The sequence below is a fragment of the Pedobacter panaciterrae genome (genome assembly GCF_013204795.1).
Lineage (GTDB): Bacteria > Bacteroidota > Bacteroidia > Sphingobacteriales > Sphingobacteriaceae > Pedobacter > Pedobacter panaciterrae.
Map to the genome: position 1 here is coordinate 673,791 of NZ_JABMKW010000008.1, position 25,738 is coordinate 699,528.

Here is a 25,738-nt window from a genome sequence, read left to right on the forward strand (position 1 = left end):
AGCGCAATGTATCTTTAGTTGAACGATTATCAGGTTTTTTATTAAATTATGTTGGAGCTTCCTTATTTAGAGATTTATGCCGAAATTTTCGATAGAAGGTTTAAAAATAGAGTATTGCAAAAGGTAGATATTCCGAGGGAAAAATGCATAAATTTTTTAATTGGAGCATTCAGTACCAGATGCTTATGGTTTCGTTTTACATTGGCAGACAGCAAATTTTGGAAGAATCTATGCTGCATACGGTGGGTTGTTAGCGTATAGGCGCTATTTAGATGTAAAAAAAATGCGGAATTATGTAAATTTATATTTGCATAATTATATAGGTTTGTTTAATCATGAAAAGTAAAGCTATCTTTCTGTTAGTGATATTTTTGCTCAATACCGTTGTGGGTTTTGGCTGTGCTTTAGCAATGGAGGTGGATCATCATGATGAAAATCATTCCCATGCTAAACCTACTCATCATGGACACAAAGATCATGGTCACCATCATGCAGGTGGACATGAACACAAAACTACCCCAATATCTGGGCAGAATTTTACAAAAGAAGATCCTTGCTGTAAAACTTTAGTGAATGATTTGGCTACTCAAAGCAAATTAGTTCCTGAAATGAGCAAAGTGCAGGTAGTTTTACCTGTATTGTGGCTTACTGATCATTCTTACTCTTTATTAATTCCCGTAACCGATGTTGAACTTGGTCGGGGCGCCTATGCAGATCACAGAGAAAGACCGCCTAACAGGGACATTCGCATAGACATTCAAAGTTTTCAGATATAAGATTTAATGTGAGATGTTGGACCCGGTAAAATAGGGTATCGGCATATGATACACTTCGCATAGCTATTGCTATGGCCAAGAATTAGTATAAACATTAAATTATTACATCATGAAAAAGATATTTTTAGTAGTTGCTGTAATTGCAACTGCATGGATCAACCCGAGTTTCGCTCAAAGTACTCAGACACAATCATTGTTAACTTCTTACTATGACATCAAAAATGCCTTAGTAAACTCTGATGCGGCAGTGGCAGCATCAAAAGCAAGCGAATTTTCTAAAGCATTGGCAAGTGTTGACATGAAGTCTATGCCCAAAGCAGAAATGACAGCCTTCATGGGGTTTCAGGATAAACTTGCATTTGATGCCAAACATATCTCAGAAACAAAAGACATTGCCCACCAAAGGGAGCATTTCGCTAATTTTTCAACAAATCTTTTTAAACTGGCTAAGGCAGTAAAACTTACTAAAGACCCGGTTTATTATGACTATTGCCCAATGAAAAAGAGTTATTGGCTTTCTGAGAATGAGGCGATCAAAAATCCCTACTTCGGTAAACAAATGCTAACCTGCGGGGCAGTTAAAGAAACTCTAAAGTAATTCTGTTTGTTAATTCCTCAGCTTCACCTTTATTGGGTGTTCTGGTATGCAATTGACATGTGGATTTTATTGAACAATTCTGCCATAGGATCACATAAATACACTTTGTTCCGCTAAGCAGGTAATCAAACATTTAAAACGATTTTAATTTAAACACGATGAAAACATTAATTTATAGTTCAGTTTTTTCCTTATTATTTTTAGCAGCCTGCTCTAATGGTAGTAATAAAACTAAATCAACCACTTCCGAAGATGCTACAGTAACAACGGCCGTTGCATCTGGATCTTCAGAAAAAGGTACTTCTACTGCCGCAGTATTAGCCTCATACCTCAAATTAAAAAATGCCTTTACAAATGACAATGATAAAGACGCGGCAGCAGCAGGAAATGAAATGGTAACTGCCTTTGCCAGTTTCGACAAAAAATCTTTAACTCCAGAACAGGATAAAGCTTATACCGATATATACGATGATGCTAAAGAACATGCCGAGCATATTGGAGCTAATGTTGGAAATATTGCACACCAGCGTGAACATTTTGATATGTTGAGTAAGGATATGTACGACCTCGTTAAACTACTTGGCGCTAATCAATCGCTGTATGTGGATCACTGCCCGATGTACAATAACAATAAGGGAGCAATCTGGTTGAGCGAAGTAAAGGATATTAAAAACCCTTATCTGGGAAAAGCCATGCCAACTTGCGGTACTGTTAAAGAAGAATTAAAATAATAGGCCATGAAAGGCATAAAGAAAATACTTCTTGGACTATTGGTGATCTTTATACTTATTCAATTTGTACAACCTGCCCGCAATAAAAGCAGGCAGGTTATGCCAAATGATATTTCTAAAATAGTTTCTGTACCCTCAGATGTACAGGGTATTCTAAAAAAAGCCTGTTATGACTGCCATAGTAATAATACTGAGTATCCCTGGTATGCTAATATGCAGCCCATGCACTGGTTTATGAACAATCATATTCAATCCGGGAAAGCTGAATTAAATTTTAGCGAATTTGGTTCTTATACCTCAAGAAGACAGCAAAGTAAACTGCGCTCAATAGAAAATAGTTTAAAGGATGGCAGTATGCCCCTGAACTCCTATACCCTGATCCATAGAAATGCCATTTTGACTAAAACGGAAAAATTGTTGCTAATGAACTGGGTACAAAATTCAAAGGATAGTTTAAACAAAAAGAATTTTAACTAACCATTAATCATCAAAGAAATGAAAAATATACTAACGGTTTTCTTATTGATCTTCTATTCTGCGGTTTCTGCCCAGGATATGAAGAAAATGAAAATGCCTGACAATGAAAGTACGAAGCAGTCGCGGGTTATTTACACTTGCCCAATGCACCCGGAAATACAATCCAACAAGCTTGGTAATTGTCCTAAATGTGGCATGAAACTCGTTGTTCAAAAGGTAAAGGCTGCTAAACCGAAACCTGGGGCAAAAGAGAAAAAGACGGCTCCATCAAAAAAAGAAGGCATGGAAAATATGAAAATGCCTGATAAAAAGCAAGACAGCGATGAGTCAGCGCAGAAGGTAACTTACACCTGTCCAATGCATCCCGAAATTCATGCACCCAAGCCAGGCAATTGTCCTAAGTGTGGAATGAAATTGGTACCTGAAAAAGCTAAAGCAGCTCCCACCAAACATGACGAAATGCAGATGCCTATGAAAGATGCTCCAAAGGATGGAATGGAGAACATGGAAGGTATGCAGATGGGAGACAATAGTGCTACAATGGAAAACATTAAAAAAGCCAAATCGAATTTGGGCCCCATCAAAACCATTGCTTTTACTCAACCACCCCGTACTGTTCGCTATGATCTTTATATTGCCGATACTACAGTAACCTTTGGAAAAAAAACAAAAAGGGCAATAGCTGTAAACGGACAGATACCAATGCCAACACTCACTTTTACCCAAGGCGATACAGCATTGATATATGTACATAATAAACTCGATGAAGAAACCTCTCTGCATTGGCATGGCCTGTTTTTGCCGAATAAAATGGATGGTGTGCCATTTCTAACCCAAATGCCCATTAAGCCGCATTCTACTTACATCTATAAATTTCCAATTGTTCAGCATGGCACTCATTGGTACCATAGCCATAGCGAATTGCAAGAGCAGATTGGTATGTATGGTGCTTTTATCATGAACAAAAGAAAAGAATGGGACATTCCAACCGTTCCGGTGGTACTTAGTGAATGGACAGATATGAAACCAGAAGAAGTACACCGAAGCCTGAAAAATGCCAACGATTGGTTTGCCATTAAAAAAGGAACGACCCAAAGTTATGCCGAAGCCATTAGAACAGGTCATTTTAAAACCAAAGTGGCCAATGAGTGGAAGCGTATGAATGCAATGGATGTAAGTGATGTGTACTATGATACTTTTCTGATCAATGGTAAGAACCAAAATGAGCAGCCACAATTTAAAGCCGGAGATAAGGTAAGACTTCGTATTGCCAATGGCGGGGCATCTGATTATTTCTGGTTAACTTATTCCGGTGGTAAAATAACCGTGGTAGCTACCGATGGAAATGATGTCGAGCCTGTAGAAGTTGACAGGCTAATTATAGCTGTATCCGAAACGTATGATGTGGTGGTCACCATTCCCGAAAATAAAAGCTACGAATTTTTGGTTACGCCCGAAGACCGCACCAAATCTGCTTCCCTTTGGTTGGGTAAGGGAGAAAAAGTTCCTGCTCAAAAACTGCCTAAGCTGAAATATTTTGCCGGAATGAAGATGATGAATGACATGATGGATATGAACGGCAACATGATCGAAATGGAAGGCATGAAAATGCAGAACCAGGTTATGGACATGAACACGGTAATGTATCCCGAAGTAACGGGTGAAGAGACCCCGAAAAAAGAAAACAAAAAAGCAGCTATGCCGGGGATGCAAATGTCTAACGAAAAAAACATGGCAGGTATGGATATGACAGCGGAAAGTCCTGACATCGTTACGTTGAACTATAATATGCTTCGTGATCCAAAGAAAACGACTTTACCTAGTGGCCCGTGGAAAGAGCTAAAGTTTGATCTAACAGGGAATATGAACCGATATGTCTGGACTTTGGATAATGAAACGGTTTCAGAAAGTGATAAAATCCTGATTAAGAAAGGAGAAAACGTTCGGATCATTTTGTTTAACAACAGTATGATGCGCCACCCTATGCACCTGCATGGTCATGATTTCAGGGTTGTCAATGGACAAGGCGAATATGCTCCCATGAAGAACATCATCGACATTATGCCCATGGAAAGGGATACTCTTGAATTTGCAGCATCAGAACCAGGTGGTGATTGGTTTTTCCATTGCCATATTCTGTACCACATGATGAGCGGAATGGGCAGAGTGTTCAGTTATGAAAACTCTCCGCCTAATCCAGAAATTCCTAACCCTAAATTAGCGCAGCGTAAGTTGTTTAGTGATGACAGGGAATTTCATCCCATGGCGAGAGTTGGAATTGAAAGCAATGGAAGTGACGGTGAAATCATGCTGGCCAATACCCGATACCGTTTTACTACCGAATGGAGAGTGGGTTTTCAATCCCATCATGGTTATGAAAACGAAAGTCATTTTGGGAGATACCTTGGAAGAAATCAATGGCTCTTTCCCTATGTTGGTTGGGATTTCCGTAAACGAACGGTTGATCCGATGGAAAAGAATATTTTTGGGCAATCTACAGCACCCGGGGATAATCTTTTCGGACAGGGCAATACCAAAAACTTTAGACAGGTATTTCATTTGGGGGTACAATACACTTTGCCAATGTTAATTGTTGCAGATGCTTCTGTCGATCATAAAGGAAACGTGAGATTTCAATTGATGAGAGAAGATGTACCTATATCCAAAAGATTGCGCTTTCAATTTATGGTCAATACCGATAAAGAGTATATGGCGGGGTTTAGATACATCGTCACCAAATATTTTGGCCTGTCCACCCACTATGACAGTGATATGGGTTATGGCGCCGGACTAACATTAAATTATTAACCAATTAATCTTTACATCATGAAGCATACCTATAAAATAATCGGAATGACCTGTCAGGGCTGTCGTAGTAAAGTTGAAGATGCCTTGAATAGTATTGACGGGATTTCTGCTAAGGTTACCTTGGAACCAGCTGAGGCAACGATTACGATGGATAAGCATATTACTACTGAAAAATTGCAGGAAACGCTTTCTGCTGCTGGAAATTACAGGATTGAAATGTCCGGCTTTCAAAAGATTGCCGCAGATAAACACAGTCCAGATCATTCTGGTCACCAACATCATGTTTCAGCCCCTCAGGGTCATGGCGCTGCTCCGGTTAAGGTTAACAAGGAAGAAACCGGAGAGGTATATTATTGTCCGATGCATTGTGAAGGAGATAAAACTTATGGTAAACCAGGTCATTGCCCGGTTTGTGGAATGGACTTGCTGAAGCAGCCGGTATTAAAGCAAGCCACTCAATTTACTTGTCCTATGCACCCCGAAATTATCAGAGATCAGCCTGGTTCATGTCCGATATGTGGAATGGATTTGGTTCCATTGGGTGTAAATTTGGAAGAGGAGGATAAAACTTATGAAACGCTTTTGCGTAAGTTTAAGGTCGCAACGGTTTTTACCATACCTGTCTTTTTGATTGCAATGTCTGAGATGATACCAGGTAATCCGATTTTCAAATTGATGGAATTGAAATATTGGAACTGGGTTCAGTTTGCATTTTCTATCCCTGTGGTGTTTTATGCAACATGGATGTTCTTTCAGCGCGCATGGCAATCCATAATTACATGGAAATTAAATATGTTTACTTTGATTGGTATTGGTGCGGGGGTGGCTTGGCTATTTAGTCTTGTCGCCCTGCTTTTTCCTGATGTTTTTCCAAACCAGTTTAAAACCCATCACGGTACGGTCTATGTTTATTTCGAAGCAGCAACTGTTATCCTGACTTTAGTCTTGCTTGGTCAGCTTTTAGAGGCCAGAGCGCATGGGAAAACAAACAGTGCTATTAAAGAACTGTTGAAACTGGCACCCAATACCGCTACCAGGATTGTAGGCGAAAAAGAAACCACAGTTTCCATAGATGACATTCAGAAGGGGGACATGTTACGGGTGAAGCCGGGAGAGAAGATACCTGTTGACGGCAGTATTAAAGTTGGAGAAGTGACGATTGACGAATCTATGATTTCAGGTGAACCTGTTCCGGTGGAAAAGAAACCTGGGGACAAAGTTAGCTCTGGAACAATCAATGGTAATAAAACCTTTGTCATGCTTGCGGAGAAAGTAGGCTCGGAAACACTGTTGTCCCAAATCATTGAAATGGTGAATTCTGCAAGTCGTTCAAAAGCACCTATCCAAAAAATGGCCGATAAGATTTCAGGTTATTTCGTCCCTGTAGTGGTGTTGATTGCCATAGCTACCTTCGTAGCATGGGCAATGTATGGGCCTGATCCTGCATATGTTTACGCTTTTGTAAATGCTATCGCTGTATTGATTATAGCCTGTCCGTGTGCGCTTGGTTTGGCGACGCCGATGTCTGTAATGGTGGGCGTAGGAAAAGGCGCACAGTCTGGGGTGTTGATTAAGAATGCAGAATCGTTGGAAAAAATGAATGCAATTGATGTCGTGATTATTGATAAAACTGGAACAGTAACCGAAGGGAAACCATCGGTTGAAAAGGTCATTAGTGTAAACCCAGATTTTGATGAAAAGAAAGTCCTTGAAAGAATCGTAGCATTGAACAGCAGCAGTGAGCATCCTTTAGCACAGGCAACGCTTCGTTACGGGGAAGAGAAAAAGATCAGTATTCAGCCTATCACAAACTTTGAAGCTGTAACTGGTAAAGGTGTAATGGGTACATTGAAACAGGAAAAACTTGCTTTAGGCAACCAGAAATTAATGGAACACGTTAAAGCTGAAATTGATCCTGAATTAGAAGAGCAGGTTATGACCGCACAAAAACAAGGTAAGACAGTTTCTTATTTAGCTGTTGGGCATAAAGCTGTTGGCTTTGTGGTTATTTCTGATAAAATCAAGCCCTCAAGTGCTGCCGCTATCAAAAAACTTCAGGAAGAAGGTTTAAAGGTAATCATGTTTACAGGGGACAATGAAGATACAGCAAGGGCAGTTAGTCAAACCTTAAATTTAGATGGTTTCAAAGCCGGGATGTTACCGGAGGATAAATTGAACGAAGTGAAAAAATTGCAAGCCGAAGGAAAAAAAGTGGCGATGGCAGGCGATGGTATTAATGATGCCCCGGCATTATCACAGGCTGATATTGGCATTGCGATGGGTACTGGGACAGATGTTGCTATTGAAAGTGCAGCAATTACCCTTGTAAAGGGCGATTTGAATGGTATTGCAAAAGCCCGTTTGTTAAGCCACAAGGTAATGGGCAATATTAAAGGTAACTTATTCTTTGCCCTTGGATATAATGTATTGGGAATACCCGTGGCTGCGGGACTTTTATATCCGTTTTTTGGAATTTTACTGTCACCGATGATAGCTGCGCTTGCCATGAGCTTCAGTTCAGTATCCGTTATTCTGAACTCACTGCGCCTTAAGAGTGCAAGAATTGACTAATTTTTAATTAAATACATTTAATCACATTAATTATGGAAGATAAAGTGGGGATTATTCCATATGTGGCCACCTCTTTCGCGGAACGTGGCCTCATATTACGGTCCAAAATGGTTCTTCCCCAATTTTGGTGGTGAAAAATATAACAGACAAGCAATTCCTTTTTGTAAATAACTGTTTTTCAAGTTGATACAAGATTATTAGCTCGGTGGTTCCTTTGTATTATTTTTTGCGGGAACTAACATTGATCATGATTCTCATATGTTAGAGAACCCTACGGCTTTAATCACCAGCAAGCTTTAATGAACACTTAATTCATTGATTTTACATTACTCACTTCATTTTGAAGAACCACCAAAATTGGGGAAGAACCACTATCTGCGAAATATACAAATATCAAGACCACCCAACATTATGCTAAAATCTTAGACATTAAAGTCGCAGCGGATATGGCCGGCCTGGATGAAAAATTGCGTGACAAGGGACTGATTAATGTGGAAGCTAATGTGGGGGATCAGGAAAATGACAAGCCAGCGGATTTGGTCACCTCGCCAGAGCCCAGCAGTGAGCCAGAAGACAAACCCGAACCGAAGATTATCAGGTTGTACGCCTAGTTGAATATGCTAACTATTAAAAATCAAACCATGACAGATTCTGTATTAACAGAGGAAATTGTTGTAAATAATATCAATTATATCAGGGAGCCTAAAGGAATGTTTGATGCTTATTTAGCTTTCTTAAGGAACTTCGGCTATCCGAAGGCCGGGGGTACTGGTTTCCCTACAATTTATCATGCGATGGTAAGCAACGGATCGCCAGAGCCAACCTATGATACAGGTCGGGATTGCACCTGTTTTCTGACTAAACTGCCGGCAAGAATTGAAGTAGAAGTATTATATGAAGGTGTAAATGGTAAGGTTAATGCTGAAGACAAAGCAGGAGGGAAGGTGAAGGTGTAAATGAAGGTGTAAATGAGGGTGTAAATGAACAGGCATTAGTTAAGATGATACGAGCCACCTTTCCTGCCTGTGCTATTGCTACGAGTGAGGATATAAAAGAGCTTGTAACTGCACAACATAATCTGTGAAAGTTGTTGAATGATGTTTAGAAACAAATTATTTACTTTTGACCATTCGAATTAAGAATAGGATAAGGGGTATTATTTGCCCCTTATCCTATTCTTAATAGTTATGATATGACCAGAGCATATAAATCTGTAAACCTTACTCAAAGCCAGTAAATATTTATCAAACACCTGACGGTGAAACTGGAATTGACATTAAAATTGAGTATGAAACAAATTGACTTACCAAAACCAGATTGTCGACTTATTTAAATCTAGCAAAGCTAACATCAGCGAGCATATCAAAAACATTTTGAGTCTAAGGGATTAGATAAAGATTCAACTGGTCGGTATTTGCGAATAGTTCGGCAGGAAGGCGAAAGAAAAGTATCCAGAGATCTGGAACATTATAATTTGGACCTGATCATTTCAGTAGGTCTTATCCGTCTATAACTTTATAAACGACAAGTAATTTCAAGATTGACGGTCCGTATATATGTAAAGTACATCTTTCTGATCCATGTCTTTATCTGCTGTTGAGGTTTATGACGCTGTCGGTTAACTTGGCAAGTGAGCGACTGGTTTCCCTTTCATATTTTCAGCAACCAGATAGGCAATAAATTTTGAGAAGACACTGATGTCACCAGTGACGCTGGCAGTTTCCAGTGATTTCATGTACTCATCCCTTTTCTCCACTGGTATCACTGTCCATGGATATCCCCCTGAGGCGAGCATTGTATTCATTAAAAATCTGCCTATTCTACCATTGCCATCCATGTAAGGATGGATGAAGACAAAAATATAGTGGCCCAGGACTGCCCTTACTGCAGGATGCTGTTCCTTTTGCAAGAGTTCAAATAATTCAGGCATGGCATCACGCATAGCTTCAACACTCAGTGGTACGTGCTTTGATGAACTGATATAGACTTGGTGACTCCGGTAGCCAGCCAGATCTGAAGCTTTTAGTATTCCAGCTTGTACACTCGGATCAAAAAGTTCCCGGTACCATTTCTGATGGTCTTTATCTGCTTGCAATCCAGCGTTCTCTCCCTGTAGGATTTTTTCCAATGTTTTTTTTACTTCCTGAAAGGCTTGGAAATAACCTCTTGCAGCCATAGCATCTTTCTGTTTACGGTCTTGTTGGGAGCTATCTTTGTCCCATTCACCGCTGCTCACTTTAGCAATGAGCTCAGGGGTAACTTTGTAACGTTCAATGGAAAGAGAGTGGTAAGCATCTGTTAGATACACTTCATCTACTATTTTAATATAAGCTTCCTGATCTGCCGGTACACCAGGAGCTTTCGGGAAATCTTTTATAATGATTTCACTCATTTGCTGCCACATCAACCGTATGCGATTGACAAAAGGGGATCGCTCACGTGGGCTGATCGCTATTTGTAATTTTTCCTGAAAGGGGTCATATTCTCTGATGTCATATCCCGCTTGTCTCATCGTATCAATGATTTGGTCAGCAATCCTATCCCTTCCAATGTTCCGGAACGCACCGCTCAACCTACCGCTAATGGTAGAGTGACCATTGTCAAGCAAAATAGGTAATAGTTCTGAAGCATCGCTAATACTGGCTAAGGTGATGCGGCAATCCAGTGGTTTTGATCGATAGATCCCTTCGGTGCTATATATCAGTGCTGCTTGCAGGTTGTACACCTGGAGGTTATTGATGGTAGTCATCAATTCCTTCGCAGGAATTTCAGCCCTATAATTGAACAGAGAGGTGTTATGGGGGAAGGAAATGGGGCTGTTATTTGCTTTTGGTGAGCGCAGATGAAGTTGTGTGGGTACTGTCCAATTACCCGCATGTAGCACGAGCGATTGGTCTGCCGAAAGGCACCAGTTTCCTTCATACTTGTGCCGAATAAATTTGGTGCAGAAATCCCAATAACAGCTGTACCAGGATGTTGTATCTCCTGGGACTTCAGAAGGGTTAGATGAGATATACCAGCCTTTAGAGACTTCTTTTATAAAGCCATTCTTCAAAAGGATCTCCCGTTGGGAACGGCTTGGGATTTCATCTGTATGGATTCCTGCAGATCCTTTTTCCTGAAGTTCTTTTAGCGTTACTAATGCTTCTGCAAATTTTTCCTTTGGTGTTGCCATAGCCTTTTGATTTTGTTCTGCTGGTGTTTCTTATCAGTCTGTTAACTCCTGCTGAATTAACACTTCCTCCTTAGAGTTCTTTTTTGTTACGTCGTTTCTTAATAGATTCAATAATATCTATTCATATTTTATAGTTGTGTTATTTCTATTGTTTATTGTTGTGTTGTTTCTATTGTTTGTTGTTGCGTTATTTCTATTGCTTGTCGTTGTGTTAGTTCTATTGCTTATTGCAAATATATGATTATTATCTGTTTACCTCTCCTTTAATAGTCCTAATTGTATTGCCTGTCTGTGTTCTGTTTAGTTAAATATGTCCTGCATTTGAGCTTTACACTTTGTGAAAAGAGTAGCCAAAAAACGTATAAGAAATTGCAAATTAATAATGCTTAGCGTATATTTTAATTATTTTACCATCTAGAAGACTTGCGTATATTTAAGAGTAAGCGGCTATTTTACAGACCCCTATTATGACACGACATTTTATTGCAACAATACTGACCCTAATAACTTTGACAACGACAGCACAAAACAAAATGCGACCAGTTGACGAACTAATAAATAAGACCGACTCAGGTTGGACACTTGTAAAAGATTGGATTAAATCTGCCAAAAACAAAGTTGAAATTTTGGCGGTTGATACAGTAAAAGCAAAAGACGCTTTGTATAAAATCCAAGTGACAACACGTTCGCCAATGGGTGCAGTTGTTTATATGACAGGTGGGCTTTTAATTGATGATGGTTGGATTAGAATTCTTGGTTCGGGCAATGCAAAACTTGGTCGGACACTTCCAGATTGGAACAAAGGAAAATCATTTAAAGAATTTGGAGAAATACCATCATTTTTGCTTATCGCTGACGACGCTGTTGGCGGACTTTACCTTTTGAACGGCGGTGGGCTTGGCAAGGACTTTGGAAAAATCTATTATTTTTCGCCTGACAATTTAGAGTATGAATCGCTTGACATTACATATACAGAATTTCTACAATTTTGTTTTAACAACGACTTAGACAAATTTTATAAAGGCAACCGGTGGACAAAATGGAGAGACGAAGTTTCAAAGTTAGACGGCGACAAAGTTTTTAGTTTTTATCCATTTCTTTGGACAAAGGAGGGTAAAGACATAAATAAAAATACACGAAAAGCAGTTTCGGTTGAAGAGCAATACAGTTTAAACCTTGATATGCGGAAACAACTTGGGCTTGATAAATAAAAACAGCCGCTTCATTAAAAAAGGCATATATTTCAAAAAGGCTGAATTTGTGTTAAGTTGTGGAGGGACTAATGGATGCCAACCCGACATCAGGTACAATGGTGCTTTCCGGCTGAGCTATGGGTTTGAATGCGTGTTTAGCTAGGAAGCCAACAAAACTGATACCACATTTTCATGCATTAGCAGCGCTTGTTGATCCTGCTTACTTAGAGGAATTATTTCGGTGATGATGTAAGTATTTTCGAATTTTCGCAACCTATAATGTAAACAATCAAATGATGATGAAATTTATGTGCATTATGTTGTTGTTCTGCCTATTTTCCTGCGGACAACAATCTTCACCCGATGGCAGGTCACGTTTAAGAGATGCGGCGATACAATTACAGATTGACAGTATGAAGCGGCAGAATATTGCGTTGCTGGACAGCATTGCCAATATTAACAGGAAACTAAATGCAATAAAACGATGAACCTAACTATCAGGAAAGCCACTGTCACCTTGCTTTTTTTGCCTGCCTTTTACTGTGGGCCTTGCGCAGACGAATATTCTTGCTTAAAAACATAGATGATGAAGCTGTCTGTTTCGTTATCTACTGAAACACCCTTAAATTGATTGGTTTTATTGAAGATTGCTTTGTTGGCCTTCAAGACCTACTAACGATAAAATGCCAGTTTATTTCAAGAATTACGAAAATAGGCGAAGAACCACTTTCCCCGAAATACGCATATATCACGACTTTAGCTGATGAAACCCATCTACTTTGCTACCCAAACCTGTGCCTGCCTACTGAAATTCCCCTGCCGGAGTGTAGTAAAGTTCTGGAAAATATGGTAGTTGCCACTTCCATTTATGATCTGGTTAAAGTCTACCACATCCGCCGGGCTCTGACCAGTGTACACCGCCATCATGTTTTGCGGGTTGACCGGATTTACCCAGCCGATCAAGATTCCGTAGCCTTTTCCTGCATAAATATTTTCAGCGATTACCTTTTCATCTCCGACATGCAGCGGGATTTGCGGCATGTACTTTTCCAGAAACTTATTCCCCTTGACGCTTCCCCAGACAGATAGGTTGTAGCCCGTTAAATCCATTTTCAGCGCAGCGGTATCGGCTACCATTTTTGCTTCTTTGAGCGAGCCAATCCTGTTTTTAAAACCGTTCATGAAGTCTTTCAGCTTCCGGTCTGCAACCTGGTCGGTTTCGGCTGTTGAATAAATAAACAGGATGTTTTTCTTATCATAGATGTCCCCGATCTGCGGAATAGCAGCAAGGTCAGGCTTTCTGATCTGCTCCGTTTCCGCCATCCACCGGTCAATGTCGCTCTGCTGAATAGACTTCATAGCCTTCACGATCTCCGGCATAAAATTGTCGAGCGTTGGATATTTCGACCGGTTGGACTCATAGTGCTTTAAAGCCGCAATCAACGGATTTAAGTAGATCCAGCGCATTCCTTTCTGGAACCTGAAATAGTTCAAATCTGCAGCCTCTTCTCCGAATTTCAGGGCCGCCATCCGGCAGGCAATTGCCTCTGTGAGGTGTTCTTTGAAAACTACCGGCCAGGAGTGATAAGCCTGCGCCTTCATGGACTCGCGGATTGGTTCTAGTAAATGCCCCATGGGCTCAAACTGATCCTGGATTTTCTCCACAGCAGGATTAGCGAAGGAATGCGCGAACTCATGCCAAAGCAACTTATAGAGCCCTCGGACGTCAAAAGTCGGCACCCTGATCGCTGTTTTTTCCGGGGAGATCACCGCATACAGTTCCGCGCCGTCCCTTTTGAATATTCTTGGTCCAAAATTCCCCCAGCCTAAAAAGTTCAGGATCACGTTAAACTGAACCTGCTTTTTATCCTTCGCCCCGCAATAGTCCATCAGTCTGTTCTTTTCATCAAAATCAGGCAGGTTATACGCCAGGGTAGCTAGCGATATCTGATAGAGATCCGAATTGCTGTTAAAAAAAGCGGCGTAATTTGATTTCCGGCAAAAATCCTTCATCAGGATACGCAATGAATCCAGTGCAGGATTTTTCTTTTCTGATACTTCAATATCCTTGCGCCAATCCAGCTCCTGTGTCATGTGCAGCATAAACCAGATCGGCCCGTCAATTGTGGTAAAGAGTTTTCCGTACAATGGATTTTTTGAAAGATAGGCAAAGAGCTGATGGTCTTTGTACAGCGTAAATGCCGCTGCCATTTTTTGCTTATAATCCAGGTCTATAAAATTGGTTACCGGAACGCCAGCCAATACCTCCATCGTATGAAACAGTTCGATTCTCGGATCAACCGAGAAATTCACCTCATTTAAAACGATCGTGTTTTTCCTGAATTTGGCTCCGGATGTCCCGCTGAATGCTTCAGTGGTAAAAACAGCAAGCAATATAACAGCAAAGAGGGGAAAGGTTATTTTTTTCATATGTTATGTATTTAGCGTTCGTGTTTGTTCAGGGCCGAGCTCAAGCGATAGGACGCTGATAGCTCCTTCCATGTTGCACCTTTTTCATTAATAATTCATAAGGATTATAAACGATTATGGTATTTCTAATTTTTTTTGCTCCACCGTCCCCTTGCTGGAGTGAAAGTAGCATCATCCAGGAGGCGCTATGAAAAAATGTGACGAAACCCCAATAAAATGTGATGAGTAGATAAAAGCTGGATTAAAAACCGGGGTGACGTCTGGGTGTATGTTCCGTTGAAAATGGTTCTTCCACAATTTTGGCGGTTTTTAAAATGAGGCGAGTAATGTAAAATCAATGAATTAAGTGTTCATTAAGGCTTGCTGATGATTAAAGCCGTAGGATCCACTAACATAAATATTTACCTATTTGATTTCCGCTGTTATACCTTTTGCATTTTTTACATTTTTACTTTATGTATGGCTATGGAATACATTTGGAAAAACTGTTTTAGAAATCTCACCGAACAAAATGTGCGTAAGACAGAAAAACAAATTATTTAGCAAGACTAAAACTTATCTGAAATCAGAAATACAAGAAGTTTATATCCTTGACTTAAGTATGAGAGGACACGTTTTCTTATTAGACCAAATTACTTATTCTCAAACTCCAACCAATCAATCGTCGTGATGACAAACGTAAACAGGCAAGACAGAATAGTAGATTGGTTGACAATAGCTCAAGCAAATGATTTATTAAACAAAATAAAGTCCACATTAATCTGCTATAAGCAACTACAAAATGTTTAACCCAAAACACAATATGAAGGAAATCCTAAACGTAAAAACTGCTTTGGGACACCTATCAATTGTCTTCATTCTTATACTATTTATTTGTGTTTTTCTATATATGCTTGGTATTCCGCTAATATATTGGGCGACATTTGGGGAAGGCGCATCATCTGATAGAACCTATGAAATGCCCATACATATTTTCATTGAAAACTGGGGTGCATTAATCATTATTTTATTGGCTTGTGCAATAGCAATGATATATAATCTTAATAAGCGTGACATCAGGCATTCGAAATCATATCTAATAACGGCGGCGGTAATTTCAGTTTTGTATATATTTAGAAATCCAATCATAGACGTATTTATTGGAATTAGCTGAAGACAATTGCTGCTCATAGCAAGGATTTTGCAATAGTGGGGCGAAACTGCAAAGTTCAACGCCAGTTTTTCGATTCAACTTTTGTACAAAATTGAAGATTTTTGCTTTCTTGTTTCTGTTTGTTGGAAATACAATTACAATATTATTGGCCTGGAAAATGTGCTGTTGGTCCTGAACAAATTGTTATTTATCAAACACCAAGCGGTGAAACTGCAATTGATGTAAAAGTTGAGTAGAATACTGTCTGGCTAGCATTAAGTCAGATGGCTGAACTGTTTGGTAAAAATAAATCAACAATTTCAAGGCACCTTAGTAACATATACAAGGAAGAAGAATTGGATCAAGAAGCAACTGTTGCAAAAAAGGCAACAGTTCAAATAGAAGGAAATATACAGTCAGCACCATTCCCGCCAATTGCACACATTAAATCTGTTAGGTTTCCTAAAAACCATTCGGTGTCATATCCGGACAATAGCTGTTTTAACTTTTTTGATTTCTGTTCGAGGCTCATAATTTAAATCTAGTTTAGTTTATAATGCTATATTATGGTGATATTGTCCATCAAAACCGTTTGTTTGTCCATTTATATTGTACATCTTGTGCCCTAATTTAGAGCGCCAAATATCAATGATATGACTCTGAACTCATCCTGAACAGATTTTAAAACATATACCCAAACAGGATAAGCTTCATAAAAATTTTGGGCTGTAATTCCCGTGTCCTAACCAAATTTTAAAACAAACCTATGAACAAGAAAATTACTACCCTAATTTATTATAGTATACCCCAGAATGAAATCAAGAGTAATCAGTTAATTACCCAGAATCCGGCTTGATAGCATACGCGTAGCCCACTTTCAAATACAAATGGACAAGATTAGAAAACGTTTAAATTATATTCTGGCAGCGCTGTCAGTGGTCATCATTACAGCATGCGATGCTTTTGCTCAGATAAAAGCTGAGAAGAGTGCCGCAATAGATCTGGCAGGCACCTGGCAGTTTCAGACTGACTCCCTAGATCGGGGCATTGCTGAGAAATGGTACAGTACCAAACTCAAGGAAAAAGTAAAGCTTCCGGGATCAATGACGACCAATGGTAAAGGCAACGACATCACTGTACATACACCTTGGACTGGCGAAATCGTAGATTCATCCTGGTTTTCGCAGCCTCAGTACGCAAATTACAGGAGGCAGGGAAACATAAAGATTCCTTTCTGGCTGCAGCCGGAGAAATACTATAAGGGGGCAGCCTGGTATCAGAAAAGCGTTACTATACCTGCATCCTGGAAGGGCGAATGGTCAGAGCTTTTTATTGAGAGAAGCCACTGGGAAACAATAGTTTGGGTAGATGACGTCAGAATAGGAATGGAGAATAGTCTGGGTACAGCCCATGTATTCCAGTTGAAAGACCTGCTAACACCTGGTAAACACGTGATCACCGTGAGGATAGATAACCGGGTAAAGGACTTTAACGTGGGAATGAACTCACATAGTATCACTGATCATACCCAAACGAACTGGAATGGTATGGTTGGAACATTACAGCTCAGGGTCAGGCCGAAAATATATGTTTCAGACCTGCAATTATACCCAGATATTCACGCCGGACTGGTAAGAGTGAAACTCAAAGTTAACAACCCGACAGGAGCTAAAGGCATGGCACAGCTGAACTTATCGGCAATTTCTTCTAGGGCAAACGCTCGACGGTTAAAGACCTTAGTTAAGGACGTGGTGCTGAATGGAAAAAGCGTTGATCTCAGTCTAGTATACGCAATGGGTAGTCGTCCTTTACTTTGGAATGAATTTCATCCCGATCTCTATCGTTTTGCCGTCAATCTAAAAACCACCCTTAACAATCTGCCGGATCAACAGGAGCTCCTATTTGGTATGCGTGAGTTTAAAGCCAGGGGCACACAGTTTATCATGAATGACCAGCTTACATTTTTACGAGGCACCCTCGACTGCGCTTCGTTTCCAAGAACTGGTTATCCGCCTACGGATTTGGCCTCATGGCTCAAAAGTTTTAGTGCCATTAAACATTATGGTTTAAATCACGTCAGGTTTCATTCTTGGTGCCCGCCGGAAGCAGCTTTTGCGGCAGCTGATCAACTGGGAATATATCTGCAGATAGAATGTTCCTCTTGGGCCAGCACAGATGCAGTAATAGGTGATGGAAGGCCATTAGATGAATATATCTACAAGGAAAGTGAAAGAATGGTAAAAACTTACGGGAACCATCCTTCATTTGTGATGATGACTTACGGCAACGAGCCTAGCGGTAAAAATCATGTGACTTACCTTACAAAGTTTGTCAACTTCTGGAAAGTCAAAGACACAAGGAGGCTATACACCACTGGTGCAGGCTGGCCTGTAGTCGATCAAAGCGATTACAATAACACTCCAGACCCCAGGATACAGCGGTGGGGCGAGGGATTGAACAGTATACTGAATGGCCGGAAACCTTCGACAACGTACGACTGGAGTGAGATCATATCCAAGTGGAAACAGCCGTCGGTGAGCCATGAAATCGGTCAGTGGTGTGTCTATCCGGATTTTAAAGAAATGAAGAAATACACTGGCATCCTGAAACCGAAGAACTTCGAGATCTTTCAGGACAGATTGAAAGAAAACGGAATGTATATGTTAGCTGACAGTTTCTTGATGGCTTCTGGAAAATTACAGGTCCTCTGTTACAAAGCTGATATTGAAGCGGCTCTGAGGACTCCTGGTTTTGGCGGGTTCCAACTGCTTGGATTAAATGATTTCCCAGGACAGGGAACTGCCCTTGTAGGTGTACTTGATCCTTTCTGGGAAGAAAAAAATTATGTGACCGCAGTTGAGTACAGACGTTTTTGTAATGCTGTTGTACCATTAGTCAGGCTTCCCAGCATGATTTATACCACCAGCGAGCAGCTGGTGGCACCGGTTGAAGTAGCAAACTTCGGAGGTAAAGCACTTGCCGGTGCAAAAGTAAGTTGGACCATTACTAAAACTGATGGCACCCCCCTCTACCATGGTGAATTTAATCCGGTAGATATTGCATTGGGCAACGGTCAGCATATTGGCACGATCCGCCAAAAATTCAGCACCATTCAATCTGCAGAACAGCTACTTTTAAAGGTAAAGACAGGATCGGCAGAAAATTCATGGGATATTTTTGTCTATCCCACCGTTCTGCCTGATATTTCAAAGGAAGTGCGGGTAACGCAGGTATTGGATGATGAAGCTGTCGAGGAACTAAACAACGGTGGCAAAGTACTATTGACTTTAAAAAAGGGATCTGTTAAGCCAGAGATGGGCGGTGATATCAAGGTCGGTTTTTCAAGCATCTTTTGGAATACAGCTTGGACGAAAAGCCAGCCCCCAACCACACTAGGTATCTTGTGCAACCCTGAACATCCTGCCTTTGCTGCATTCCCAACAGAGTACCATAGTAACTGGCAATGGTGGGACGCGGTCACCCATTCAAGCGTGGTAAGAATGGATGCTCTCAGTAAAAAAATCAACCCTTTGTTGAGGGTCATTGATGATTGGGTTACCGCCCGACCACTGGGTCTGATATTTGAATGTAAAGTGGGCAAAGGAAGCCTGATAGTTAGCGCTATTGACCTGCTATCTGATCGTGATCAGCGTCCGGAGGCAAGACAATTATTATATAGCCTGCAGAAATACATGGAGGGAAATGCTTTTATGCCGGAAGTATCAATGGATATAGCTGACATCCAAAAGCTCACTAGTGAAAATAGCTTATAAGTATCAGAAGGTAAGTCGCTGATTCCAGCGTTGATGATCTGATAACCAAAGCCTGCCTGGTAGATCTTTGTTGTAAAAAGGGCTGGGAAGGACTTGGTGGAGCCTGGCCGCAGCCATATCCTGCGGTCAGGCTGTCACCAAAAAAGATAATTTATTTCATTCAAGTTGAGCTATTGGTCTTCTGAGTCTGTGTTTTCTAAAGCGTTGCCGGAAAGGTCACCTGAAATGTCATCCGTTTCTTCTCATCTTCTTTATTTTGAAGGTCCGATTTCTTCTGTACCTGTTTTGCTTAGCGGGCCATCGGTATTGATGTAGTCTTGATTTCCTGAGTTTCATGACTGATTGATATGCAGTAAAGAAAATAATTTTTTGAATGCAATAATATAAATTAATGCGTTATAAAATAAACGAATCCGGTATGGTGCCGGAGGTTAATCTTTCTTCTAATTCCAACACCCGGTCCTGGCACATCTGTTTGTTCGCGTTAAGTAGATCAAATCAGATCACATGTCACAAAAATTAGAATTTTCATCGGCTTCCGGTTCGCAGTTTTATGCGACCATCAGGGCCAGAGTAGACCAGTTTTTTTTCAGCACCAATTAAGTCAGCATGCCAATGCCTATATGTGGGGTAAAACGGTTTTTTTCTTGTCCGGTTTTACCGGATTGTATATGATCATCATTTCGGGATCAATGCCCGCCTGGCAGCTGTTGCCGCTGGCCGCAGGTTTGGGGATGTTCAGCGCCTTTGTCGGTTTCAATGTTTGTCATGGTGTGCTTTCGGGCAATAAAAAAGTGAACAAGCTTTTTGGCTTTATTTGTAATCTGATTGGGGCAAACCCCTATGTTTTGAGCATCACGCACAATGGGTTCACCATACCTACACCAATATTCCTGGACATGACGAGGATGTCGAAGTCGCTCCGGGCCTGATCAGGATTGCTGAGGAGGATGAGGTCAATTCGATCCAGCGTTTTCAGCATTGGTACGCCTTTCCATTATACAGCCTTGCTTCCCTTTCCTGGGTGTTTAGAAAAGATTATGTGAAGTTCTTCCAGAAAAAGATAGGCGCATAACAAAGCAAGCACCCTAAGCTGGAGTATTACAATCTATTCTTTTATAAGGCGCTGTACTATTTTATGTTTATCGTGCTTCCGCTGCTGGTATTGGATATTACCTGGTGGCAGTTTCTTATCGGATTCCTTGTGCTGCACATTGCTGAAGGGTTAACGATGGGTCTGATATTTCAGCTTGCGCACGTAGTGGAAGGGACTAATTTTCCAGTTCCCACCCATATGGGACAGATCCAGGAGGCCTGGGCGGAACACCAAATGCGTACTACGGCGAATTTCGCTACACATAATAAATTGGCGGCCTTCTTTTTAGGAGGGTTGAACAGGCAGATTGAGCATCACCTGTTTCCTAAAGTTTGTCACATACGTTACGGAGAGATATCGCTCATTGTGAAGCGCACGGCTTTGGAATTCAATTTACCTTACATCGAAAACAGGACTTTCTTCGCCGCCCTACGCTCACATTATGTTACGCTCAGAAGATTTGGGAAAGAGGCAACCAGGATTTGATATAGTTAACTTTTTGGTGGGTTGTTGCTTACTGCTATCCGGTGGTATACCGTTCCTAATAGCCAACCGGTGGGCTGTCTAGACATAACAACTGAAACTGCCAAATAAAAGTTGTAATTGTGAAAAAATACAGCCTTTTCAAAACCCTATGAATGATAACGCCAGCGAAATAAATCCCGCTGATAATCGTCTCCCAAGCCTTGCTGATTCTTTTTTAGAACCGGATGTGGCAATTGTTAACCTGGATTCGGCGAACGTCGGGACCTGGATAATGGATGCGGCATCAGGCCAGTTTCTGCCATCCAAAGAAAACCAAAATTTTGTTACCATGCAGAAGAGGAGTTGACGATGAAATTTTTAATTTAGCAATAACATGTATATTTCACAGATAGTGGATGAACATCCGCGTTCCGCGAAAGAAGTGGCCACACATAGAATAGTCCCCACTTTATGCAACGTTTGGCGAAATCTTATGCCTATTGATTTGGCTTAAATGCAGTTTATAAGCAGGTTTTTTCCCTTTTTTTTGTTCGGAAAAATTTGCTGAATTAGATTTAACTAACGTTATTAACATAAAAGAAATTCCTTTTATGCTTTCGCTGCTCCTGTTTGCATGTGTATTGTTTGCCCGGAAAAAAATGTTAAATCCAGTGTACGAACTATAGGATTGCTTCTGTCACCAAGTCTTTTACAGCGATGGAGCACTTGACGCGCTGGCATGTACAAATAATTCCGGATCTCCGTTGTTGGGTACAATGAAACCAAATCCTTTTAACTCATTAAAAAAATACTGTTCCTTCTGGCATGGTGTATTTAACAAAATTAGGTATTCCGGAAACACTGGTTTGTTTCATTACGTTGACTATAACAGCCGGGTTTGAGTTTTTGTTCATAAAATATTAAAATAAATTTTATGAAACATTCTGTTTAACAAGGTGTTGAACTTAAGCTGGCTTATCACGTCTCAATCAAGCGTATTTCTCAAGTTGGGAGACACTTAATAAAAGGCGGATGATGCTTGGCTCTAGTCAACACTTAATATAATATATCATGAATAATATAGAGGAAGAATTGCCGGAAGATGAGGATCAATCTGCGATTATAAATAAAGACGTTGAGTTTGAAAACCGCTCAGTAGATCCCGGATTTGTGTTCGAGGAAACACAGAAAGATATAAATGATGCTGATGATCAATCGAAAGGCATTGAACCTGCAGGTGAACAGGGCACCGAGCGTGGAGCTCCCGGACTTGGAGAGCTGGATGGTACCAATCCCGGTTCTAATCATCACCCAATGGATAGTTAAACCTAAAAAAGATTCATATGGCTAAGAAGCAAATTACACCTTCAACCCCAGTAAGCCCCAGAGATGGTTTAGATAATACAGGAACGCAAGGATATGACTCCCTGAGTGATGATGCGTTTACGGGTTCTTCAGAGAAACCGCAGGAAAATCCTGGTGACGATGAGAGTCATACCGGAAGTTCTTCTGAAGATTTTGAGGATAAGGGGAACTAAACTATGGGAAATATAGCAGAAGAATGGGAGCCTTTCGAAATTCAGGTAACCATTGAGGGCGAGGTTAAATCCTTATTGGTTGTTCCGGACCGTGAGGAGCCCAAATACGCCATTTTTGATCAGCATATTCCTTTGGGTACCATGTGGCAGGAATCTGGAAAAACCGGGAAGGTCTGGTGTGGTGAGGGTGTGGTCGTCAAAGCATTATTGACGCAGCTTGGCGAGCAGCTGGAAGATTATTTAAACAATAAACCTGTTTAAAACTGATTAATTATGGATCCCTTTAATATTATTATCAATACTGATAAAGAAGAAATTGAACTCAATATCCATCCAGAGGAAGCAGGTACTTACAAAATTGTATACCATGGTGCACTGATCGGTGAGATTTTTTTAGGTTCTGACGGTGAAAAATGGAAGGCTTTAACCGCTGATGAGTTGCAGCCGGGAGGATTTCCTGTTTATGAATATGATGAAACTTCTGGCCATCAGGACATCCTGCTGGATGAGGAGATGGTGCAGGAAATCGGCAGGAAAATAGCGCGTTGATGTTACTGGGTGTATGTGTTTGTCTCCTGATTTGCCTATTTGGTTGATTAAGTAAGTGAATTAAGTTATGGAAAATGATTCGATAGATCCGCAGGGTAGAATAGAGGTGGACTATAGCCAGTATGACGAGGCTGTACAAAAGTTAAAGCCGAAGGTATATCAGGAAGGTGATATTTTTTGCTGCCTTTCCGGTCCGGATTCGGGAGCGGAGATACACGGGATGCAGCGATCCAGGCCTGGAGATCAGCACTTGAAGAAAGGCTAAGGCGATTGCATGGGGAAGATGAATATTGATATCCTGATCTTAAAAAAAATATGGTAAATCACGTCGCGTCGTTTGCAGATCATGGTTTTGAATGGACAGATCTGGTAGATCCTTCTTTAGAAGAGCTAAACGGGCTTGCCAAAAAGTATAAATTGCATCCTGCTTTAGTTAAGGATTGTCTTCAGCCTGACCACCTGCCTAAATATGAAAGAATGGAAAACTATTCTTTTATCATTTTCAGGATACATACGGATAATAATGTAGCTGAAGCAGATACAGTTCAGTTGCTCACTCATAAAATTGCGATCTTTTATGGGGAAAAGTTTCTGCTGACTGTTCACCGGCGGGAACATGAATTTATTAAGCCATTGATGGATCTGACGAGAGCTGGCAAAAGCGGGAATAGCAGAGAGCTACTGAATTCACTGATCAGTGCCTGTTTGAATACCTATGATGTACCCTTGGCCAAACTGGCTAAATCGGTGGATTATTTTGAGGAGATTGTGTTTCTCAGGCCCAAAAAAGTGCCGCTTTTGAAAGGACTGTATTATCTGAAGCGGAAAGTCGACTTACTGAAGCGAATGCTTATTCTTTCATTTGAAATCATTGATGCCATTGATTCCACAGAGGGTGACGTGAATACACGGGATATCCGCGATCAGTATGTTAAATTCCAGAGTATGTTTGATTCGCTTGCTGAGAACATTCACCAGTTGCTGGCAATTTATTTTTCGGCCTCTTCTCAAAAGACCAATGAAATCATGCGGGTGCTGACCATCTTATCTGTGTTTTTTATGCCACTGACTTTTATCGTCGGGATATATGGAATGAATTTCGATGTCATGCCGGAACTCCACTGGAAAATAGGTTATCCCGGAGTGATGGGATTGATGGTGGTGGTAACCATTTCGATCTATCTTTGGTTTAAGCGCAAAGGTTGGTTGTGAGCGCCTAGAGATCATGGTTATCAGAGAATCAATTCCTTTCCGGTAATGATTCTGATATGATTTGCAGAATATCTAGTCGGGGGCGTACTGTTAACGCGATACGATTTTATCAGTATTGTGACTATTGATTTTTGAAACCATTTTGTTTTTTTCCCAATCGTAATCTTCCTTAAAGTCCTCATCAGGGTGGAAGTAATAAGCGGGAGTATTAACGAGGCGAACAGCATGACCTGGTGTGAAGGTGTTCGCTTTTTTTGTTGTAGTCGATTTCATGTCAGTAAGATTTGATATGATTTGAACAACCAGCTCATCAATATAGTTTTGCTTATTTGATAACTTTTTAGGCAAACTGGCCTGAAACGATGCTGTGTTCTAGCTGTTTTTGCTGAAAAAAGATTTGTGGAATCAACATAAACGTATTTTGATGCTACTTGCCTCTGCTGGGCAGTTTGAGGATGCCTGGAAGCCATGATCGCCTGGGGGCAACCTATGTGATAAATTCGGCGGAATGTAAGAGTTGATTTATGTGAGTTGAAACAAATCTCAGGGAGCAGTGTTTTACTGACAAATGTATAAATATCGAAACAAGTGGAGATCACAATAAAGAGAAAGATAAACTCAAAAACCAAGTCGTGGAGGAAGCCAAAGATTTTGATAGTCTATCTTTCGATGAACAAAGAAATACTTTTGAAGTCGATGTAACAGATAAGGATACAGCCTATGACCACCCGCTTCCTTATGAAACCCCTTCAGACAATGGTGCCGATTCCAATTCAGATTATGAGAGGCGAATCCGTATGTCGGAGATGTGTATGCTAATAAAAGTGAGCAGGCGGGAGCCGCGAGTTAGATGACCTTGGAATGCATGTAGACAACGGAAAAAGTGTGAAACTTAACCCTGAAGATGAATTTCTGGGAAGGACTGCGGAAGACGACCGGGATGACCTGGATGAAGAGGGTTACCCGGTAAATGACAATCTGGATTAATCCTAAGCGCGGGAGTTTAATTGAACTAAGAAAGGTGAAGGTAGTGGTCCGGACTGTACTTCCAGCAGCAGATCGCCGCCAAAATGAAAGATGATTTCCGCATGGCCGTCGGGTAAAACCCCAAAGGCTGCCGACGCTGGCACACAACAGTGATTTTTTTGGTAAGTTGATCCATAGCAGCTAAATAACATCAAATTAGGATGCTAAAATATGATATTGAAGAGGGT

General features: G+C 40.7%; 24 protein-coding genes. 20 read left to right on the top strand and 4 right to left on the bottom strand.

Annotation, left to right across the window (positions count from 1 at the left end; translation table 11 throughout):
* Nucleotides 1-160: 160 nt before the first annotated feature.
* The 8 genes from HQN86_RS27135 to HQN86_RS05220 all read left to right on the top strand — a co-directional run bounded on the left by HQN86_RS27135 (nt 161) and on the right by HQN86_RS05220 (nt 8,917).
* On the top strand, nt 161-346 hold the full coding sequence (locus tag HQN86_RS27135; protein WP_172659940.1) for a YnfA family protein: 186 nt from the start codon (nt 161-163) through the stop codon (nt 344-346).
* Nucleotides 336-776 carry a hypothetical protein gene (locus tag HQN86_RS05190; protein ID WP_172659941.1) on the top strand — a complete coding sequence of 147 codons (441 nt, stop codon included), beginning with the start codon at nt 336-338 and terminating at the stop codon, nt 774-776. The genes HQN86_RS27135 and HQN86_RS05190 overlap by 11 nt, the downstream gene beginning before the upstream one ends.
* A gap of 109 nt (nt 777-885) precedes the next feature.
* The gene (locus HQN86_RS05195; protein WP_099437547.1) at nt 886-1,374 is read left to right on the top strand and encodes a DUF3347 domain-containing protein; all 489 of its coding nucleotides are present in this window, start codon (nt 886-888) and stop codon (nt 1,372-1,374) included.
* 158 nt (nt 1,375-1,532) lie between these two features.
* A complete protein-coding gene (locus HQN86_RS05200; RefSeq protein ID WP_172659942.1) occupies nt 1,533-2,105 on the top strand; it encodes a DUF3347 domain-containing protein in 573 nt (190 codons plus the stop codon).
* Between the two features lie 6 nt (nt 2,106-2,111).
* Nucleotides 2,112-2,582, top strand: coding sequence for a heme-binding domain-containing protein (locus tag HQN86_RS05205; RefSeq protein ID WP_172659943.1), 471 nt, complete (start codon nt 2,112-2,114; stop codon nt 2,580-2,582).
* 18 nt (nt 2,583-2,600) lie between these two features.
* Nucleotides 2,601-5,390 (top strand): multicopper oxidase domain-containing protein, encoded by a 2,790-nt coding sequence (locus HQN86_RS05210; protein WP_172659944.1) that lies wholly within the window; start codon nt 2,601-2,603, stop codon nt 5,388-5,390.
* Between the two features lie 18 nt (nt 5,391-5,408).
* A complete protein-coding gene (locus HQN86_RS05215; protein ID WP_172659945.1) occupies nt 5,409-7,961 on the top strand; it encodes a heavy metal translocating P-type ATPase in 2,553 nt (850 codons plus the stop codon).
* 641 nt (nt 7,962-8,602) lie between these two features.
* Nucleotides 8,603-8,917, top strand: coding sequence for a hypothetical protein (locus tag HQN86_RS05220; protein WP_172659946.1), 315 nt, complete (start codon nt 8,603-8,605; stop codon nt 8,915-8,917).
* Between the two features lie 662 nt (nt 8,918-9,579).
* Here the strand turns inward: HQN86_RS05220 and HQN86_RS05230 are convergent.
* On the bottom strand, nt 9,580-11,136 hold the full coding sequence (locus HQN86_RS05230; protein ID WP_172659947.1) for a Fic family protein: 1,557 nt from the start codon (nt 11,134-11,136) through the stop codon (nt 9,580-9,582).
* A 467-nt stretch (nt 11,137-11,603) separates the two neighbouring features.
* Between HQN86_RS05230 and HQN86_RS05235 the strand changes: the two genes are divergently transcribed.
* On the top strand, nt 11,604-12,347 hold the full coding sequence (locus HQN86_RS05235; RefSeq protein ID WP_216854323.1) for a DUF2625 domain-containing protein: 744 nt from the start codon (nt 11,604-11,606) through the stop codon (nt 12,345-12,347).
* A 756-nt stretch (nt 12,348-13,103) separates the two neighbouring features.
* Here HQN86_RS05235 and HQN86_RS05245 read toward each other — a convergent pair.
* Entirely contained in the window at nt 13,104-14,759 is a 1,656-nt protein-coding gene (locus tag HQN86_RS05245; RefSeq protein WP_172659949.1) for a DUF4932 domain-containing protein, read from the bottom strand.
* Between the two features lie 2,019 nt (nt 14,760-16,778).
* Here HQN86_RS05245 and HQN86_RS05255 point away from each other — a divergent pair.
* The 4 genes from HQN86_RS05255 (at nt 16,779) to HQN86_RS05265 (ending at nt 21,592) form a co-directional block, all read left to right on the top strand.
* Nucleotides 16,779-19,664, top strand: coding sequence for a sugar-binding domain-containing protein (locus tag HQN86_RS05255; protein WP_172659950.1), 2,886 nt, complete (start codon nt 16,779-16,781; stop codon nt 19,662-19,664).
* A 671-nt stretch (nt 19,665-20,335) separates the two neighbouring features.
* Complete coding sequence (locus HQN86_RS26825) at nt 20,336-20,596, top strand: hypothetical protein (protein ID WP_246269437.1); 261 nt, start codon at nt 20,336-20,338, stop codon at nt 20,594-20,596.
* A 215-nt stretch (nt 20,597-20,811) separates the two neighbouring features.
* Nucleotides 20,812-21,246 carry a fatty acid desaturase family protein gene (locus tag HQN86_RS26830; RefSeq protein WP_317171652.1) on the top strand — a complete coding sequence of 145 codons (435 nt, stop codon included), beginning with the start codon at nt 20,812-20,814 and terminating at the stop codon, nt 21,244-21,246.
* A 148-nt stretch (nt 21,247-21,394) separates the two neighbouring features.
* Nucleotides 21,395-21,592 (top strand): hypothetical protein, encoded by a 198-nt coding sequence (locus tag HQN86_RS05265; RefSeq protein WP_172659951.1) that lies wholly within the window; start codon nt 21,395-21,397, stop codon nt 21,590-21,592.
* Nucleotides 21,593-21,934: 342 nt separating this feature from the next.
* Here the strand turns inward: HQN86_RS05265 and HQN86_RS05270 are convergent, their stop codons facing one another.
* Nucleotides 21,935-22,066, bottom strand: coding sequence for a cold shock domain-containing protein (locus tag HQN86_RS05270; RefSeq protein ID WP_172659952.1), 132 nt, complete (start codon nt 22,064-22,066; stop codon nt 21,935-21,937).
* A gap of 230 nt (nt 22,067-22,296) precedes the next feature.
* Here HQN86_RS05270 and HQN86_RS05275 point away from each other — a divergent pair, with 230 nt between their 5' ends.
* The 6 genes from HQN86_RS05275 (at nt 22,297) to HQN86_RS05300 (ending at nt 24,524) form a co-directional block, all read left to right on the top strand.
* Nucleotides 22,297-22,551, top strand: coding sequence for a hypothetical protein (locus HQN86_RS05275; protein WP_172659953.1), 255 nt, complete (start codon nt 22,297-22,299; stop codon nt 22,549-22,551).
* 17 nt (nt 22,552-22,568) lie between these two features.
* Nucleotides 22,569-22,763, top strand: coding sequence for a hypothetical protein (locus tag HQN86_RS05280; RefSeq protein WP_172659954.1), 195 nt, complete (start codon nt 22,569-22,571; stop codon nt 22,761-22,763).
* A 3-nt stretch (nt 22,764-22,766) separates the two neighbouring features.
* Complete coding sequence (locus tag HQN86_RS05285; protein ID WP_172659955.1) at nt 22,767-23,024, top strand: hypothetical protein; 258 nt, start codon at nt 22,767-22,769, stop codon at nt 23,022-23,024.
* A gap of 12 nt (nt 23,025-23,036) precedes the next feature.
* Nucleotides 23,037-23,312, top strand: coding sequence for a hypothetical protein (locus HQN86_RS05290; protein ID WP_172659956.1), 276 nt, complete (start codon nt 23,037-23,039; stop codon nt 23,310-23,312).
* Nucleotides 23,313-23,379: 67 nt separating this feature from the next.
* The gene (locus tag HQN86_RS05295; RefSeq protein WP_172659957.1) at nt 23,380-23,577 is read left to right on the top strand and encodes a hypothetical protein; all 198 of its coding nucleotides are present in this window, start codon (nt 23,380-23,382) and stop codon (nt 23,575-23,577) included.
* 50 nt (nt 23,578-23,627) lie between these two features.
* Nucleotides 23,628-24,524 carry a magnesium transporter CorA family protein gene (locus HQN86_RS05300; RefSeq protein WP_172659958.1) on the top strand — a complete coding sequence of 299 codons (897 nt, stop codon included), beginning with the start codon at nt 23,628-23,630 and terminating at the stop codon, nt 24,522-24,524.
* A gap of 90 nt (nt 24,525-24,614) precedes the next feature.
* On the opposite strand, the gene HQN86_RS05305 is transcribed toward HQN86_RS05300, so the two are convergent.
* A complete protein-coding gene (locus tag HQN86_RS05305; protein WP_172659959.1) occupies nt 24,615-24,797 on the bottom strand; it encodes a hypothetical protein in 183 nt (60 codons plus the stop codon).
* Nucleotides 24,798-25,385: 588 nt separating this feature from the next.
* On the opposite strand from HQN86_RS05305, the gene HQN86_RS26970 reads away from it, so the two are divergent.
* Nucleotides 25,386-25,511 carry a hypothetical protein gene (locus HQN86_RS26970; protein ID WP_262889285.1) on the top strand — a complete coding sequence of 42 codons (126 nt, stop codon included), beginning with the start codon at nt 25,386-25,388 and terminating at the stop codon, nt 25,509-25,511.
* The last annotated feature ends 227 nt before the right edge of the window (nt 25,512-25,738 follow it).

Excerpts from the sequence above, each read along its gene's own strand:
- HQN86_RS05190 (WP_172659941.1), top strand. The coding sequence starts at position 336 with ATGAAAAGTAAAGCTATCTTTCTGTTAGTGATATTTTTGCTCAATACC.
- HQN86_RS05195 (WP_099437547.1), top strand. The coding sequence starts at position 886 with ATGAAAAAGATATTTTTAGTAGTTGCTGTAATTGCAACTGCATGGATC.
- HQN86_RS05200 (WP_172659942.1), top strand. The coding sequence starts at position 1,533 with ATGAAAACATTAATTTATAGTTCAGTTTTTTCCTTATTATTTTTAGCA.
- HQN86_RS05205 (WP_172659943.1), top strand. The coding sequence starts at position 2,112 with ATGAAAGGCATAAAGAAAATACTTCTTGGACTATTGGTGATCTTTATA.
- HQN86_RS05210 (WP_172659944.1), top strand. The coding sequence starts at position 2,601 with ATGAAAAATATACTAACGGTTTTCTTATTGATCTTCTATTCTGCGGTT.
- HQN86_RS05215 (WP_172659945.1), top strand. The coding sequence starts at position 5,409 with ATGAAGCATACCTATAAAATAATCGGAATGACCTGTCAGGGCTGTCGT.
- HQN86_RS05220 (WP_172659946.1), top strand. The coding sequence starts at position 8,603 with ATGACAGATTCTGTATTAACAGAGGAAATTGTTGTAAATAATATCAAT.
- HQN86_RS05230 (WP_172659947.1), bottom strand. The coding sequence starts at position 11,136 with ATGGCAACACCAAAGGAAAAATTTGCAGAAGCATTAGTAACGCTAAAA.
- HQN86_RS05235 (WP_216854323.1), top strand. The coding sequence starts at position 11,604 with ATGACACGACATTTTATTGCAACAATACTGACCCTAATAACTTTGACA.
- HQN86_RS05245 (WP_172659949.1), bottom strand. The coding sequence starts at position 14,759 with ATGAAAAAAATAACCTTTCCCCTCTTTGCTGTTATATTGCTTGCTGTT.
- HQN86_RS05255 (WP_172659950.1), top strand. The coding sequence starts at position 16,779 with ATGGACAAGATTAGAAAACGTTTAAATTATATTCTGGCAGCGCTGTCA.
- HQN86_RS26825 (WP_246269437.1), top strand. The coding sequence starts at position 20,336 with ATGATCATCATTTCGGGATCAATGCCCGCCTGGCAGCTGTTGCCGCTG.
- HQN86_RS05265 (WP_172659951.1), top strand. The coding sequence starts at position 21,395 with ATGAATGATAACGCCAGCGAAATAAATCCCGCTGATAATCGTCTCCCA.
- HQN86_RS05275 (WP_172659953.1), top strand. The coding sequence starts at position 22,297 with ATGAATAATATAGAGGAAGAATTGCCGGAAGATGAGGATCAATCTGCG.
- HQN86_RS05280 (WP_172659954.1), top strand. The coding sequence starts at position 22,569 with ATGGCTAAGAAGCAAATTACACCTTCAACCCCAGTAAGCCCCAGAGAT.
- HQN86_RS05285 (WP_172659955.1), top strand. The coding sequence starts at position 22,767 with ATGGGAAATATAGCAGAAGAATGGGAGCCTTTCGAAATTCAGGTAACC.
- HQN86_RS05290 (WP_172659956.1), top strand. The coding sequence starts at position 23,037 with ATGGATCCCTTTAATATTATTATCAATACTGATAAAGAAGAAATTGAA.
- HQN86_RS05295 (WP_172659957.1), top strand. The coding sequence starts at position 23,380 with ATGGAAAATGATTCGATAGATCCGCAGGGTAGAATAGAGGTGGACTAT.
- HQN86_RS05300 (WP_172659958.1), top strand. The coding sequence starts at position 23,628 with ATGGTAAATCACGTCGCGTCGTTTGCAGATCATGGTTTTGAATGGACA.
- HQN86_RS05305 (WP_172659959.1), bottom strand. The coding sequence starts at position 24,797 with ATGAAATCGACTACAACAAAAAAAGCGAACACCTTCACACCAGGTCAT.
- HQN86_RS26970 (WP_262889285.1), top strand. The coding sequence starts at position 25,386 with ATGCATGTAGACAACGGAAAAAGTGTGAAACTTAACCCTGAAGATGAA.